Genomic DNA, 14,778 nt, shown 5'->3' with positions numbered 1-14,778 from the left:
CGGGGTCGGGGACGGATCGGCCGCGGTCACCAGTCGTGGACGGTGCCGTCACGCAGGCGGTTCAGGGGCAGGTAGGCGGGCTCGTAGGGGTGGGCGGCGGCCATCTCGCGGTCCAGCTCCACGCCCAGGCCCGGGGTCTCGCCGGGGTGCAGCAGTCCGCCCTCGACGGTGTAGGAGGTGCGGAAGACCTCCAAGGTCCTCGCGGAGTGCGGCATGTACTCCTGGATGCCGAAGTTGTGGATCGCGAGGCCCAGGTGCAGATGGGCGGCCATCCCCACCGGGGAGACGTCCGTGGGCCCGTGGAAGCCGGAGCGGGTGCCGTAGATCCCGGCGAACGTCATCAGCTGGCGCAGACCGGTGATGCCGCCGGCGTGGGTGGCCGAGGAGCGGACGTAGTCGATGAGCCGCTCGGTGATCAGCGTCTGGTAGTCGTACACCGAGTTCAGCACCTCGCCGATCGCGAGCGGCGTGGTGGAGTGCTCGCGCACCAGTCGCAGCGCGCTCTGGTCCTCGGCGGGCGTGCAGTCCTCGAGCCAGAACGGCCGGTAGGGCTCGAGGTCGCTCGCGAGTCGCGCCGCCTCGATGGGGCGCATCCGGTGGTGACCGTCGTGCAGGAGGTGCAGCTCGGGGCCGAACTCGCTGCGCACGTGCTCGAAGACCGTGGGCAGGTGTCGCAGGTAGGCGGCGGTGTCCCAGGTCTCCTCGGCGGGCCGACGCGGGGCGTCGGAGGTCAGACGGCCCGCGGGCTCGTACTCGTACGCACCGCCAGGGTCGGAGTCGTGCACCCCGTAGATCTGCCCCAGACCCGGCACGCCGGTCTGGATCCGCACCGCTTGGAAGCCCTGCTCCACGTAACCGCGGATCGCCTCGTCGAGGTGGGCGAGGTCGCTGCCGGAGGCGTGGACGTAGGCGAGCAGGCCCGTCCGACTCGCTCCGCCCAGCAGCCGGTACAGCGGCACGCCCGCGCGCTTGGCAGCGATGTCCCACAGGGCCATGTCGATCGCGGCGAGAGCAGCCATCGTCACCGGTCCGCGACGCCAGTAGGGGCTGCGGTAGAGGTACTGCCAGGTCGACTCGATCTGCGACTCGTCACGGCCGATCAGCGTCGGGGCGACGTGATCACGCAGGTAGGAGGCGACCGCGAGCTCCCGACCGTTGAGGGTGGCGTCGCCCAGCCCGACGACCCCGTCGGAGGTGGTGACGATCGCGGTGACGAAGTTCCGGCCGGGACTGCTGACGTCGACGTCGATGCTGTGGATGCTCATGCGGATCCTTTCGGGAGGGCCGGGCGGCCTCGGCCCTGGCTGCTTCGACCTGCCTGCCTGGCGGCCTTGTTGCCTGGGTTCAGAGGGCGAGCAGCACCTTCGCGGAGCGGGCGGCGTCGCGGGCCGTCGCGAAGGCGTCCGTCGCATCGGCCGCGGGGACCACCTGAGTGACGACGTCCTCGAGCGAGGGGTCCTCCGCGAGCAGGGCGATCGCGTCGTCGATCTCGGTGGAGAAGCGGAAGGTGCCACGCAGCTCGGCCTCCTTGGCCAGCAGCGGGGCGAGGTTCACGGAGATCTCCTGATCGGGGAGGATCCCCACCTGCACGACGATCCCGCCCGGTGCGACGGCGCGCACCGCCGATCCGAGGGAGACCGGTGCGGCGGAGCACTCGAGGACGACGGGGAAGCTGCCGGGCTCGATCTGCTCCTCGGTGACCAGGACGGTGCGCGTCGCACCGAGCGCCTCGGCGCGTGCGAGAGGTTCGGGGCGGACGTCCCCGACGACGATCTCGGAGGCGCCCGCGCGGCGCAGCGCGGCGACCGCGAGCAGGCCGATAGGGCCGGCACCGAGCACGAGCGCGGGCTTCCCGCTCACGTCCCCGGCGATGACCACGGCGTGGATGGAGACGGCCAGGGGCTCGGCGAGCGCGGCCCGCCGCAGCGGGAGACCCTCGGGGAGGACGCGGACCATGTCACGGTCGACGACGAGCAGCTCGGTCGCCGCGCCCTGACGGTGCGGGAAGACTCCCGCACTGCCCAGGTAGTCACCGCCGGGCCACAGGTGGGGGCGGTCCTGGAGGCCGGCGACCTCGGGGCCGTAGCGCGCGGGATGCACGGTCACCGGGGTGCCGGGGGCGAGCTCTCCCGAGGGGTCGAGGTCGACCGTGGCGGAGAGCTCGTGGCCAGGGACGAAGGGCTCGCGCACATGGTTCTCGCCGTTGCGGCCGAGGTAGTAGTAGTGCAGGTCGGATCCGCAGATCCCGACGTACTGCACGCGCAGCCGGACCTGGCCGGCCACGACCTCCGGGACCGGCTGCTCCTCGAGGCGGATGTCCTCCGCGCCGTGAATGACCAGGGACTTCATCGTCACTCCTCCCCGCGCGGGCTGGGCGCGGCGCCTCCACCTCGAGGGCGGAGGATGCTCTGTTCGTACCGGTGATCGGCGTGCCGTGACCGGCGGCGGTCATCGCCGTCGCTGGCGGACACCGTCACCATTTTGTATGCTGAAACGGTAGTTCCGTAATGCGTGATCACTATAGATCCGGGTCCCGGCGCCAGCAAGGACGCGTCCGCCGAGCGGCCCCGCACCCCCGGCGTCCCCTCACTCGCACCCCGCACCCCGTCACCGCTTCCGCAGCCCGCGACCGTTCGGAGGGACCCATGTCGACTTCCCCCAGTCCCGAGGGCACCTCGTCGTCGCCCGTCGGCAGCGTCGACAAAGCGCTCGTGCTACTGCAGGTGCTCGCCGAGGCCGGGCCCGACGGACTGATGCTCCGGGAGATCGCGGAGGCGAGTGGCTTCCACAAGGCGTCCTCGCACCGGATCCTGCAGGCTCTCGTCCATCGGGGTTTCGCGCTCCAGGACCCCTCCGACCAGCGGTATCGCCTGGGCAGCGCCCCGATGATGCTCGCCGAGCAGTACGCGCGGGAGGACCGTCTTCCCGCGCTCTTCTCCCCCGCCCTCGCCGGCATCAGCCACGCCTCACGCGAGCTCGTGCACCTGGGAACGATGGACGGCACCAGCGTCCTCTACCTCGACAAGGTCGAACCCGAACGGACGCTGCGGGTCTGGTCGCGGGTGGGCCACCGGGCACCGGCGGCACGGACCGCGCTGGGTCGGGCGATGCTGGCCGCCCTGGACGTCAGCGGCTTCGCCCTCGCCCCCTATGCCGATGCGACGACCGCCGACGCGGGCCCCTCCGTGCCGCTCCCCCATCTGCAGGAGGTCGTCGGGCGGGCTCGGGAGCGTGGATGGTCCGCCGAGGTCGAGGAGAACGAACAGGGGATCGCCTGCGTGGGTGTCGGGCTGCTGCGTTTCGACGGTCGCGCGGCGGCCGTGAGCGTCACGGGCCCGGCGGAGCGGATGGACGAGGAGCGCCGGGAGCAGCTCGGCGAGCTGCTGCGCTCGGAGCTGGAGAGGCTCGGCCCGAGCGGATTCCGGGTGGCCGCTCGCGACTGAGCGGCTCGGGGCTGCCTCGCCCTCCGACTCCGGCACGCCCGCCCCTTCCCGCTCACCCGATGGCGTCGCGGATCGCCGCCTCGACGCCGCCGCGGCACAGCACCTCCAGCAGCTCTCCGACCCGGTCCGTGAAGTCCTCCTGGCCGGGCAGTTCGAGTCCCAGGAACCCTGCCTCGAGGATCGCGCGAGCGATCTCCCGGGGCGTGGTCACGGCTCCGACGGCCTGCAGCATCCGCTCGCGGGCCGGCTCGTCGACCGCCTCGATCTCGGGCGTGACGGTAATGCCCTCGGGGCGGACGTTGGTGGCGATCCAGCTCGCGATCAGCAGCGCGAACACGTGCGGCATCCGGCCCGCGTGCAGCTGGTGGAGGGCGGCGGCGGGGATCCGCTGCGGCAGGCGGATGGACCCCAGGGAGGCGATGCGCGAGGTCGAGTCCGCGAGGGGCACGTTCTCCCAGCGCCGCACGAGCGAGTCGATGTAGGCCTCGGGGTCCAGCCCGTCGGGCAGCGGGATGGTGGGCAGGGCGTCGTGGCGGATCTGGGCGAGCACGGCGTCCTGCACGGCGGGGTGCTGCCAGGCGCCGGGAATGGTGGGGATGCCCTGCAGGACGCCGAGGTAGGCCAGCAGGGACTGCGAGGCGTTGACCAGGCGCAGCTTGACGAGCTCGTAGCGATCGACCTGGTCGCTGATCACGGCTCCTGCGGCCTCCCAGTCGGGTCGCCCACCGGGGTGGTCGTCCTGCATGACCCACATGGTGAACTCCTCGGTGGGCACCGGGACGCCGTCGCGAACGCCCAGCAGGCGCTCGACGCTCTCACGGGTGCGATCGGTGGTCGCGGGCACGATCCGGTCGACCATGGAGTTGGGGAAGCCGACGCGGGTGCGCGCGAAGCGCAGCACGTCCTCGTCCGCCCCGGACTCCTCGAGGAACTGGGTGAGGACGGCACGCGCGACGTCACCGTTGCCCTGGAGGTTGTCGCAGGACTGGATCGTCATCGGCTCTCCGCTCGCGGCGCGACGCTCGACCCCGCGGGCGATCGCCCCGATCACGGTGCGCGGCGCGGAGCCCGCGGCGAGGTCGGCTCGGATCCCCGCGTTCTCGAGGTCGAGGCCACTAGCGTTCGGGGACCATCCGTACCCGCCCTCGGAGACCGTCACGGTGAGCACCCTCCGTGACGAATCGGCGATCTCAGCGACCACGGCGGCGGGGTCCTCGGTGAGGACGCCGAAGCGCCGGTGGACGTCGACGACCTGGGCCTGCTCCCCGCTGGGCGAGAGCTGCAGCACGGAGTAGAGGCCGTCCTGCGCGCCCATCGCGTCGATGACGCCGCGGCTGCGGTGCGCGTAGGCGCTGATGCCCCAGACGCCGCCGCTCTCCTCCATCGCCAGCGCCGTGTAGACGGCGGCGTGGGCGCGATGGAAGTTGCCGATCCCCAGGTGGATCATCCCCGGTGTGGCAGGGGCCGAGGCCCCGATCAGCGAGGAAGCAGGGCGGGTCGACCGGTTCAGGGGATGCATGCCTCATAGGTATCAGACCTCCCCCACAGGGCGGGTGGCGACGTCCGCGCCGTGGGCGTCGGCGCGGGGTCCGCTGCACCCCGGGACCGTCAACGCTCCCGCACCCGTCGCCGGCATCCGGGGGACGCGCACTGCGGCAGGGCCCGATCGCGCAGGATCAGGTGCAGGGCGACCGCTGCGCCCAGCGCCGGGGAGCCGATGATCGAAGCACCCCGACGTTCGAGGACACCAGCGTCGACCAGCAGGTCGAGGTCCCGCTGCACGGTCGCGAGCTCCGAGAGCGCGGCGAGGTCGACGCACCCCGCCTCCTCGTCGACGGGCAGGCGCGTGATCTGCGGGCTCGCGCCGATAGCGGCGAAGAGCTCGGCGACCTCGAGCTCCCCGAGCTCGCCGTCCTCGGGCAGCCGCGGGAGCATCAGACCGCCCGGAGCGGTGGTCGCCAGCAGCGTCTCGAGCAGGCACCATTCCCCTTCGAAGCCGCCATGCTCGGGGCAGACGCAGGTCTTCAGGGCCAGCAGCCAGCCCAGCGCGGCGACGGCACCGGCCGAGAGATCCTCGCTCGAGCGATCCAGGGTCCAGTGCCCGTGCGGGTCCTCGCTCCGCCGCACCCAGTCGTCGGCGATGGTGAGCACACCCATCTGGATCAGGGCGTTCCAGCACTCCCTGATCTCGGGGACCTCTCGGAGCGTGGTGCCCGGGCGCGAGACGCCGAGGATCCCCCGGAGCTCCCGGATCCTCGCCACCGGCAGCGTGCCGCGGTCGGTGAGGCGCCGTCCCTCCCCCACGTACTCCAGCAGTGCCCGGCAGCGCCGGACGAACGGAATGGCCAGGATCTCCGCCTCCCAGTCCTGCACCTCGAGCTCCGCGGTCCCGTCGGCGACGGCGAGGGCGTCGCCGAGGTACCAGGGCGCGTGGCCCGCACCCCCGTCGCCGTGTCCCCCCGAGAGCTCGTCGAGCCAGTCGCCCTCGTCGGCCCCGTCCCACCCGTCCCACCACTCCTGGTCGCGATCCCGATCGTCCACATCCCACCCCGCGTCCCGGGACGACCCTCGGCGCGCGAGCCAGACGTCGGGGTCGAGCCACTCCTCGGGTTCGGGGTCCTCGGCGAGGGTCTGTGCATGTGCGTGGTTGCTCATGTCACGACTCTTCCCCTCGTGACCTGCACCGTCGAGCGGACCTGACGGATTGGGGACGACGTGCGATGGGGAGGACCGGTGTGGAACGCGCGTCGCCGAGTCGGCGACACGTGGGCGAAGACGAGGGAAATCGGTTGTTTTCGACGCTTTCACGCGCAAGGATCCAGGTGTGCCCCGGGGGAATCCACTCTCGTGGCGCACCGCCGTCAGGCGGGAGGAGGCGCCAGCGATGTCCGTGGTGAAGGTCTTCAACAAGGGATACGACCCGGCGACGGGTATCGGCGAGCTGCTGCACACGACCTCCGTCCGCCACGCCTTCGGGATGATCCGCCGCGGTGTCGCGGATCCCGTCGAGCTGACGCTGGCCGGGGAGAGGATCGTCCCCACCGCCCTCGAGCTGACACGCGAGCTCAGCGGGGCCTGGGTGGAGGGGGACGCCTGCCGCTCCGTCGGGTTCTCCTTCCGCGCCGTGCACGAACGCGACCACTGGTCCTGCGCGTACTGCGGGCGCAGCGTCTCCAAGAGGCCGCAGTGCGCGGCGCTGCTGGCGACCGTGGACCACATCGTCCCCGCCTCCCGGGGCGGGGAGTCCAGCTGGCTGAACCTCGTCTCCGCCTGCCGCGAGTGCAACGGACGCAAGGCCGACCAGACCCCGGAGGAGGCCGGGATGCCGCTGCGCTACGCCCCTTACGACCCCGCCACCGCGTACCGCGTGGGCGGGCACGTCGAGGAGATCCCGGTGATGAGCGAGGCGGCGCTCAGCCGCGTGTGAGCCCGGGGGTCGTACCGCGCGTCTCCTTCGGTCCCGCCTCCTCGCGCTCCTCCTCACGTCCCCGCTGCTCGCGCCCGGCCCCGGCGGGGAGCAAGTCCAGCGGCTCCTCGCGGATGCGGGCGAGAGCGTGCTCGACGGCGCCGCGCACGATGACGCTGCGTCCCAGCGTGCTCGCGACCAGCTCGGGGAAGGGCGGGAAGAAGTCGGCCTCGAGCACGCCGCGGGCATGGCCGAGCACCGGGCCGATGGCCGGCGCGACGCCGCCGGCGATCACGATCTTGTCGAGGTCCAGCAGGCTCTCCATCACCACGGCCACGTGCGCCAGGCGCCGGCCGAGCCTCTCGAGGATCTCCCCGGCGAGCGCATCGCCCTGCGCGGCGGCGGCGAACACGTGCTGGGCATCCAGCTGGGAGGGGTCCGTCTCCCGCAGGGCGGAGGGCCTTTCCGTGCGCTCCAGCTCTCCGAGCGCCCAGCGGCGGGCGAGCGCCCCGAGTCCGTCCACGGATCCTGCGTCGGGGTCGTCGGCCGCGATCAGGTCGAGGAAGCGCATCTCGCCGGCGCCGCCGCGGCGCCCGTGCAGCAGGCGGTCGTCGACGATCAGCCCGGCGCCGAACCTCTCCCCGGTCAGCAGGGCGGCCATGTGGGGGCTCGGACTGTGGGCGTGCTCGGCGAGCACGGCCAGGTTGGCGTCGTTCTCGATCAGCACCTGGCCCGGCAGGTGGTCCTGGAAGTCGGCGTTCATGACGCCCCAGAAGGCGCCCTGGTCATCGGGTGAGGCCCCTTCGGCGTCCACCGGGGCGGGCACACCGACCACGGTGAGCAGCGGGACGCACACCTCCGAGGTGCCGGCTGCGCTCGCCGCGGAGAGGACCTCCTCGACCAGCGTGCGCACAAGGTCCACGCGGGCGTCCCGATCCACCGCGGACGGGTCCACGTGGCGGTGCCCGGAGGCCAGCACCTCACCGCGCAGGTCCGCGGCGACGGCGTCGAAACGGTGCTCCCCGGCGTCGACGCCCACCACCACCCCGGCGTCCTCGCGCAGGCGGTAGCGGCGTGCGGGCCGCCCGCGACGACTGAGTCCCGCGACGCGGCTGTCCTCGACCTCCTCGAGCCAGCCGAGGTCGATCAGCTCGGCACAGACGTCCAGCACGGTGGCCCGGGTCAGACCGCTCGCCTCCATCGCCGCTGCGGCGGTGAAATCCCCTGTGGTCAGGGCGAACCGCAGCACCACGCCGGCATTGATGCGGCGCAGGAGGCGGGGGGAACGCGCCGTGGACTCGGGCATGTCTTGACGGTACCGGAGGCGCGGCCCATAATTCCTTCAGACGTTAAATCTAGGCCCTGAATCTAATCATGCGGACCTCGACGACGCGTTCCACGACCCGACGCACGGGCCCCTGCTGCAGACGGCCGACCGCGTCCGGCCCTCCCCGATCGAAGGAGATCGATGGTGTCACCGCTTGCCTCCTCCGGGCGCTCCCGCGCGAGTGCCGCGGCCCCTGCGAGCACCGCGGCCCCGTCGCCGCACCCCCGCCACTCCGCGCGGGACCGGATCACGCGACGCTCGGTACTCGCCGCGGGCGGTGCCCTCGCCGCGGCCGCAGGCCTCGCCGGCTGCGGGGCGAGCCGCCCCTCGGTGACGCTCTACCAGTCCAAGCCCGAGGCGGTCCCCCACTTCCGCGAGCTCGTCACCGACTTCAACGGCGAGCAGAACGACTACCGGTACGTCCACGACATCGCCACGAACCTCTCCGCGAGCTTCGTGCGTCACAGCCCGCCGGACATCGCCTGCCAGAACTACAACCTCGAGATGGCCCGCTTCATGGAGCGCGGGGCCCTCTCGGACCTCTCGGACATGCCCGTGGCCTCCACGATCCGCTCCGACGTCCAGGACCTCGCCGACTGGTACCCCACCTACGAGGGACGCACGAGCGTCATCCCCTACTCGGTCACCGCCGCGTCCGTCATCTACAACAAGGGCCTGTTCGCCGAGTACGACCTCGAGGTCCCCACCACCTGGGAGGAGTTCCTGAACGTCTGCGAGACGTTCAAGGACGCCGGCATCACCCCGATCTACGGCACGTTCCGCGAGCCGTGGACGATCACCCAGGGCCTGTTCGACTACACCGTCGGCGGGATGGTCGACGTGCGCAGCTTCTTCGACTCGATGAACTCCATCGGGGCGGACGTCGGCCCCGACTCGGAGGTCTCCTTCCAGAAGACGCTGCTGGAGCCGGTGCGGCGCATGGTCTCGCTGCTGGACTTCCACAACGACGACGCCTCCAGCCGCGGCTACGGCGACGGCAACACGGCGATCGCCGCCGGGAAGGCCGCGATGTACTTCCAGGGCCCCTGGGCGATCGCGGAGATCGACAAGATCGAGTCCGACGTCGAGCTGGGCACGTTCCCGCTGCCCATGACCGATGACCCGAAGGACCTGAAGATCCGGGTCAACATCGATCTCTCGCTGTGGATCCCCGAGGCCTCCGACCAGATCGACGGCGCCCGCGAGCTGCTGAACCACCTCATGGAGCCGACGCTCCAGAACGCCTACAACAAGGACTTCCTGGCCTTCGGGACCACCAAGGACGCGCCGCCCGTGACCGACGAGCGGATCGCCCCGATGCAGAAGTACTACGACGACGGGGCGTTCTACATGGGGGTCTCGCAGCTCATCCCCCTGACGATCCCCTACGACAACTACGTGCAGTCCATCGTGTTCGGGGCCGACCCCGAGCCCGTGCTCGCGCGACTGGACTCCGACTGGGCGCGACTGGCCTACCGGCAGTGACGCCGGCGACCACACCACGCCACCACCTGCACGAGACGAAGGACCCCTCGATGTCGACCATCACCTCGCCCGGCACCGCCCGCACCGGTCGCCCGCGCACCGACCGCAGAGCCGGCGGCTCCCGTCGGCGCACGGACCCCGTCTACTACCTCTTCCTGTTCCCGGCGCTGGCGATCTTCACGCTCGCCGTGACCGTGCCCGCGATCCTGGGCTTCGCCTACTCCTTCACGAACTCGATCGGGTTCGGCGACTGGGACCTGGTGGGCCTGCGCAACTACGTGTCGATGGTGAAGGACCAGGGCATCCTCTCGGCCTACGTCTTCACGATCGGTTTCTCGCTGGTCACCGTGATCGTCGTGAACGCCATCGCGTTCCTGCTGGCCCTGGGCCTGACCGCGAGGATCCGCTTCGCGGCGGCGCTGCGCACCGTCTTCGTGCTGCCGATGGTGATCTCCGGGATCATCATCGCCTTCGTCTTCAAGTTCCTGTTCTCCAACACCCTGCCGGCGATCGCGCAGAGCCTGGGGATCGCGTCGCTGTCCTCCTCGATCCTGGCCGACGAGAACCTCGCCTGGATCGCGATCGTCATCGTCACCGCCTGGTCGACGATCCCCTCGACCATGCTGATCTACCTGGCGGGCTTGGTGACGATCCCCGGGGACGTCTACGAGGCTGCGTCGCTGGACGGCGCGAGCGGCTTCCAGCAGCTGCGGCGGATCACCCTGCCGCTGGTCTCGGGCTACATCGTCATCAACACGATCCTGGGCTTCAAGAACTACCTCAACGCCTACGACATCATCGTCGGCCTCACCGACGGCGGGCCCGGCACCGCGACCAGGAGCGTCGCGATGTCGATCTTCAAGGGCTTCTCCGGCGGCGACTACGGCTACCAGATGGCCAACGCCGCGGTCTTCTTCCTCATCAGCATCATCATCGCCGTGATCCAGCTTCGCATCACGCGCGGGAGAGCGAGCTTCGGAGCATGAGCACCACCGCCACCCCCACCACCCCGGCCGCTGCGGGCACGCCGAGCAGCTCGACCTCCCCGGGCACCACAGGACGCGGGCCGAGGAGCCCCCGCCGCCGGACAGGCCGCGCCGCCGTGCGCACGAACTGGCCCGTGACCATCGTGCTGCTGGTGTGCTCGCTGAGCGTGCTGGTGCCCCTGCTGATCAGCATCAACATGGCGCTGAAGACCTCCGGTCAGGCGGTCGACGGCCAGGCTTTCAGCCTGCCGGCGCCGCTGACCCTGGAGAGCTTCACGGAGGCCTGGGAGCTCACGAACTTCCCGCGGGCGCTGGCGATGAGCGCGTTCATCACCGCCGTGTCCGTGGCGGGCGAGATTGTGATCTCGGCGCTCGCGGCCTACGCCATCGTGCGCAACTGGGAGCGTCGGCTGTTCCGCTGGTCGTTCTTCTACCTGCTGGCCGCGATGTTCATCCCCTTCCCCGTGGTCGCCCTGCCGCAGGTGCAGCTGACGGGGATCCTGCACCTGGACAACCCGCTCGGCGTCGCGATCCTGCACATCGTGTTCTCGCTGGCGTTCAACACGATGTTGTTCTCCGCGTTCATGCGCTCGATCCCCGTCGAGCTCGAGGAGTCCATGCGCATCGACGGGGCGAGCACCTGGCAGACCTTCTGGCGCCTGATCTTCCCGCTGCTCGCGCCGATGGCCGCGACCGTGGGGATCTTCGCCTTCCTGGGCTCGTGGAACGACTACATGATGCCGAGCCTGATCACCTCGAACCCCGAGCTGCAGACCCTGCCGGTGCTCCAGCAGATGTTCCAGACCCAGTTCTCCAACAGCTACAACGTCGCCTTCGCGAGCTACCTGATGGCGATGGCGCCCGCGATCATCGTCTACCTCTTCACGCAGCGCTGGGTGATCTCCGGGCTGACGCAGGGGGCGGTCAAGTAGCCCCACTCCGCCTTCCGTCCTCGCACCTCGCGGTCGCCGCACTGCGACCCGGCACCGACCTCCGCCTCTCACGCACCCTCAGGAGCATCTTCCGTGACCTCCCCCTCGACCACCGCCGCCACCGGCTCCGCCTCCCCCGCCGCCATGAACGATGAGCAGGCCGCCCCGGCCCTCGCCGCGGATCCGGCCTGGTGGCGTCAGGCCGCCGTCTACCAGATCTACCCGCGCTCCTTCGCCGACGGCACGGGCGACGGCATCGGCGACCTGCGCGGGATCATCTCGCGCATCCCGTACCTGCAGGAGCTGGGCATCGACGCCGTCTGGCTGAGCCCGTTCTACCCCTCGGCGCTGGCCGACGGCGGCTACGACGTGGACGACTACCGCGACGTCGATCCCCGCATCGGCACCCTCGAGGAGTTCGACGAGATGGCGACCGCGCTGCACACGGCCGGGATCCGCCTGATCGTCGACATCGTCCCCAACCACACCTCGGACCGCCACCGCTGGTTCCAGGAGGCGCTGGCCGCCGGGCGCGGGTCCCGCGCCCGCGAGCGCTACATCTTCCGCGAGGGGCGCGGCGAGAACGGCGAGCTGCCGCCGGCGGACTGGGAGTCGATCTTCGGCGGCCCCGCCTGGACACAGGTCGAGGACGGGCAGTGGTACCTCCACCTGTTCGCCACCGAGCAGCCCGACCTGAACTGGAAGGACGCCGACGTCCACGAGGACTTCCTGCACACCCTGCGGTTCTGGTCCGATCGCGGGGTCGACGGGTTCCGCATCGACGTCGCGCACGGCCTGGCCAAGGACCTGGGCGAGCAGCTGCCGAGCGCCGCCGAGCTCGCGGAGCTGCCGCAGGACGGCACCCACCCGCTGTGGGACCGCGACGAGGTCCACGAGATCTACGCCGAGTGGCGCCGGGTGTTCGACGAGTACACGCCGCCGCGGATCGCGGTCGCCGAGGCGTGGGTGGGATCGCCGGAGCGTCGCGCGCCGTACGCGAGCGCGACCGGGCTCGGCCAGGCGTTCAGCTTCGATCTGCTCGAGGCCGATTTCGCCGCCGCCGACTTCCGGAGCATCGTCTCGGACAACCTCGCGCAGTCCGGCACCACCGGCTCCTCCTCGACCTGGGTGTTCTCCAACCACGACGTGGTGCGTCACGCGACCCGCTACGGCCTGCCGCCGCGCGCGGGACGGCCCGGCAAGCAGGGCGCCGACTGGATCCTCGACGGTGGTCGCGAGGACGGGATCGACAAGGAGCTGGGGCTGCGCCGGGCGCGCGCCGCCACCCTGTTCGAGCTCGCCCTGCCCGGCAGCGCCTACCTGTACCAGGGCGAGGAGCTGGGCCTGCACGAGGTCGCCGAGATCCCCGACGAGCAGCGCCAGGACCCCGCGTTCCTGCGCACCACCCCCGAGACCCGCAGCTCGGACGGGCTGGGCCGCGACGGCTGCCGTGTGCCGCTGCCGTGGACGCGCGAGGGCTCCTCCTTCGGCTTCGGGACCGACGGTGCCCACCTCCCCCAGCCCGCATGGTTCGCAGGCTTCTCGGTCGAGGCCGAGGAGGACGACCCGACCTCGACTCTGGAGATGTACCGCCGTGCGCTGCACCTGCGCCGTGAGCTGCAGGGCGCGGAGTCGCTGGTGTGGGACGAGGAGCTGTCCGGCGAGGACGTGCTCGCGTTCGAGCGCCCGGGCGGCTGGCTGAACGTCACCAACTTCGGCAGCGAGCCGGTCGAGCTGCCCGCCGGCGAGGTGCTCGTGGCGAGCACGGAGCTCGGCGGGGCCGGGGTCGAGGCGGCCGGAGCCACTCGCACGCTGCCGGGCGCTGCCACGGTCTGGCTGCGGCGGTGACCATGTCGACGGGTCCCGAGGACCCTGTCGGCGCGCTATGAGGTGCGTCGGGTCGAGGTCGGAATCGGATCCCGACCTCGACCCGACGCACCTCATCACGGCACCACCACGAAGCTTGCCGCCGCAGCGGCCGGTGGCGGGGCCTTGACAACGCGAGCGCAAACCGGTTCGATCTTCACCAGTCAAACCGGTTTGCGCTTCGTGCTTCCTCACGACCGGCGCAGCGGTCACCGCGATGAGGAGGTGCCGGATGCCCCGTGCCACGATCGGCGACGTCGCCCGCGTCGCGGGCGTCTCCAAGGGGACGGTCTCCCTCGCCTACTCGGGCAACCGGCCGGTCGCCGAGGAGACGCGGCGCCGCGTCTTCGCGGCGGCCGAGGAGCTGCGGTGGACCCCGAGCCAGAGCGCCCGGGCGCTCGCGACCTCCCGCACGGGGAGCGTCGGCCTGGTGATCGCGCGCAGGCCCGACGTGATCGCGACGGACACCTTCTTCCCGCGCTTCATCGCCGGCTGCGAGAGCGCGCTGGCCGAGGCGGGCATGGGCCTGATGCTCAACGTCGTCGCCGACCAGGACGCCGAGGCCGCGGTCTACGCGCGCTACGCCGCGGGCCGTGTGGACGGCGTGATCCTGCTGGACGTCGAGCAGGAGGACACCCGCCCCGCGCTCGTCGAGGACCTGGGGCTGACCGCCGTCATGCTCACCGGGCAGCGCCCGGACACGGGCTCCCCCGTCGCCCTCCCCGAGGTCTGGACCGATGACGCCGCGGCCATCGAGGAGCTCGTGGACCTGCTGGTCGCCGAGGGGCACGAGCGGATCGCCCACGTCTCCGGGCCCCTGAACTACGTGCACGCCGCGGCGCGCCGTGAGGCCTTCTCCCGCGCCGTGCGCCGCCATGGCCTCCCGGCCGATCTGATGATCGAAGGCGACTTCAGCGCGGCCTCGGGTCGTGACGCGACCTCACGGCTGCTGGGGGGACCGACGCCGTGGGACGACGAGGGTCGCGAGGACGGCGAGCCGCACGGGCCGGAGCCACAGGACGCCTCCGCGAAGCGCCCTAGCGCGATCGTCTACGCCAATGACGTGATGGCCATCGCCGGTCTCTCCTACGCCCGCAGCATCGGCCTGCGCGTGCCCGAGGACCTCTCGGTCACCGGGTTCGACGACTCGGAGCTCTCCGCCCACCTCTCCCCGGGGCTGACCTCGGTGTCCACCGGCGCTCTCCTGCGCGGGGAGGTGGCGGCCCGCACCCTCCTGCTCGCCCTGCAGGGCGAGGCCCCGTCGGCCGTGGCCGTCGAGGGCAACCACGTGGTCCGGCGCGGAAGCGTCGCACCCCCGCCCACGACCTGAGGA

The 14,778-nt window shown here is 71.4% G+C and carries 12 protein-coding genes; 7 read left to right on the top strand and 5 right to left on the bottom strand.

Annotation, left to right across the window (positions count from 1 at the left end; translation table 11 throughout):
• Positions 1–26: 26 nt before the first annotated feature.
• Entirely contained in the window at positions 27–1,265 is a 1,239-nt protein-coding gene (manD, locus tag DEO23_RS00860; protein ID WP_109274125.1) for a D-mannonate dehydratase ManD, read from the bottom strand.
• 79 nt (positions 1,266–1,344) lie between these two features.
• Positions 1,345–2,349 (bottom strand): L-idonate 5-dehydrogenase, encoded by a 1,005-nt coding sequence (locus DEO23_RS00855; RefSeq protein WP_109274124.1) that lies wholly within the window; start codon positions 2,347–2,349, stop codon positions 1,345–1,347.
• Positions 2,350–2,645: 296 nt separating this feature from the next.
• Between DEO23_RS00855 and DEO23_RS00850 the strand changes: the two genes are divergently transcribed.
• Complete coding sequence (locus tag DEO23_RS00850) at positions 2,646–3,443, top strand: IclR family transcriptional regulator (RefSeq protein ID WP_109274123.1); 798 nt, start codon at positions 2,646–2,648, stop codon at positions 3,441–3,443.
• 52 nt (positions 3,444–3,495) lie between these two features.
• On the opposite strand, the gene DEO23_RS00845 is transcribed toward DEO23_RS00850, so the two are convergent.
• Positions 3,496–4,962 carry a mannitol dehydrogenase family protein gene (locus tag DEO23_RS00845; RefSeq protein ID WP_109274122.1) on the bottom strand — a complete coding sequence of 489 codons (1,467 nt, stop codon included), beginning with the start codon at positions 4,960–4,962 and terminating at the stop codon, positions 3,496–3,498.
• 89 nt (positions 4,963–5,051) lie between these two features.
• Positions 5,052–6,098 (bottom strand): hypothetical protein, encoded by a 1,047-nt coding sequence (locus tag DEO23_RS00840; protein ID WP_109274121.1) that lies wholly within the window; start codon positions 6,096–6,098, stop codon positions 5,052–5,054.
• A gap of 229 nt (positions 6,099–6,327) precedes the next feature.
• Between DEO23_RS00840 and DEO23_RS00835 the strand changes: the two genes are divergently transcribed.
• Entirely contained in the window at positions 6,328–6,870 is a 543-nt protein-coding gene (locus DEO23_RS00835; protein ID WP_109274120.1) for an HNH endonuclease, read from the top strand.
• Here the strand turns inward: DEO23_RS00835 and DEO23_RS00830 are convergent.
• The gene (locus DEO23_RS00830) at positions 6,857–8,155 is read right to left on the bottom strand and encodes an ROK family protein (protein ID WP_109274119.1); all 1,299 of its coding nucleotides are present in this window, start codon (positions 8,153–8,155) and stop codon (positions 6,857–6,859) included. The genes DEO23_RS00835 and DEO23_RS00830 overlap by 14 nt on opposite strands.
• 162 nt (positions 8,156–8,317) lie before the next feature.
• Here DEO23_RS00830 and DEO23_RS00825 point away from each other — a divergent pair, with 162 nt between their 5' ends.
• From DEO23_RS00825 to DEO23_RS00800, 5 genes are all read left to right on the top strand, one after another.
• The gene (locus tag DEO23_RS00825) at positions 8,318–9,661 is read left to right on the top strand and encodes an ABC transporter substrate-binding protein (RefSeq protein ID WP_109274118.1); all 1,344 of its coding nucleotides are present in this window, start codon (positions 8,318–8,320) and stop codon (positions 9,659–9,661) included.
• Between the two features lie 50 nt (positions 9,662–9,711).
• Positions 9,712–10,647: a carbohydrate ABC transporter permease gene (locus tag DEO23_RS00820; protein WP_109274117.1), complete on the top strand. Its 936-nt coding sequence runs from the start codon at positions 9,712–9,714 to the stop codon at positions 10,645–10,647.
• A complete protein-coding gene (locus DEO23_RS00815) occupies positions 10,644–11,579 on the top strand; it encodes a carbohydrate ABC transporter permease (RefSeq protein ID WP_109274116.1) in 936 nt (311 codons plus the stop codon). Before DEO23_RS00820 ends, DEO23_RS00815 begins: the two co-directional genes overlap by 4 nt.
• A 144-nt stretch (positions 11,580–11,723) precedes the next feature.
• The gene (locus tag DEO23_RS00805) at positions 11,724–13,427 is read left to right on the top strand and encodes a glycoside hydrolase family 13 protein (protein WP_109274770.1); all 1,704 of its coding nucleotides are present in this window, start codon (positions 11,724–11,726) and stop codon (positions 13,425–13,427) included.
• 250 nt (positions 13,428–13,677) lie between these two features.
• Positions 13,678–14,775 carry a LacI family DNA-binding transcriptional regulator gene (locus DEO23_RS00800; RefSeq protein WP_109274115.1) on the top strand — a complete coding sequence of 366 codons (1,098 nt, stop codon included), beginning with the start codon at positions 13,678–13,680 and terminating at the stop codon, positions 14,773–14,775.
• Positions 14,776–14,778 lie beyond the last annotated feature (3 nt).

The organism is Brachybacterium endophyticum (assembly GCF_003130585.1).
Classification (GTDB): Bacteria; Actinomycetota; Actinomycetes; order Actinomycetales; family Dermabacteraceae; genus Brachybacterium; species Brachybacterium endophyticum.
The sequence above is the reverse complement of the archived record's forward strand: the minus strand, read 5'-3'. Positions and strand labels throughout refer to the sequence as shown.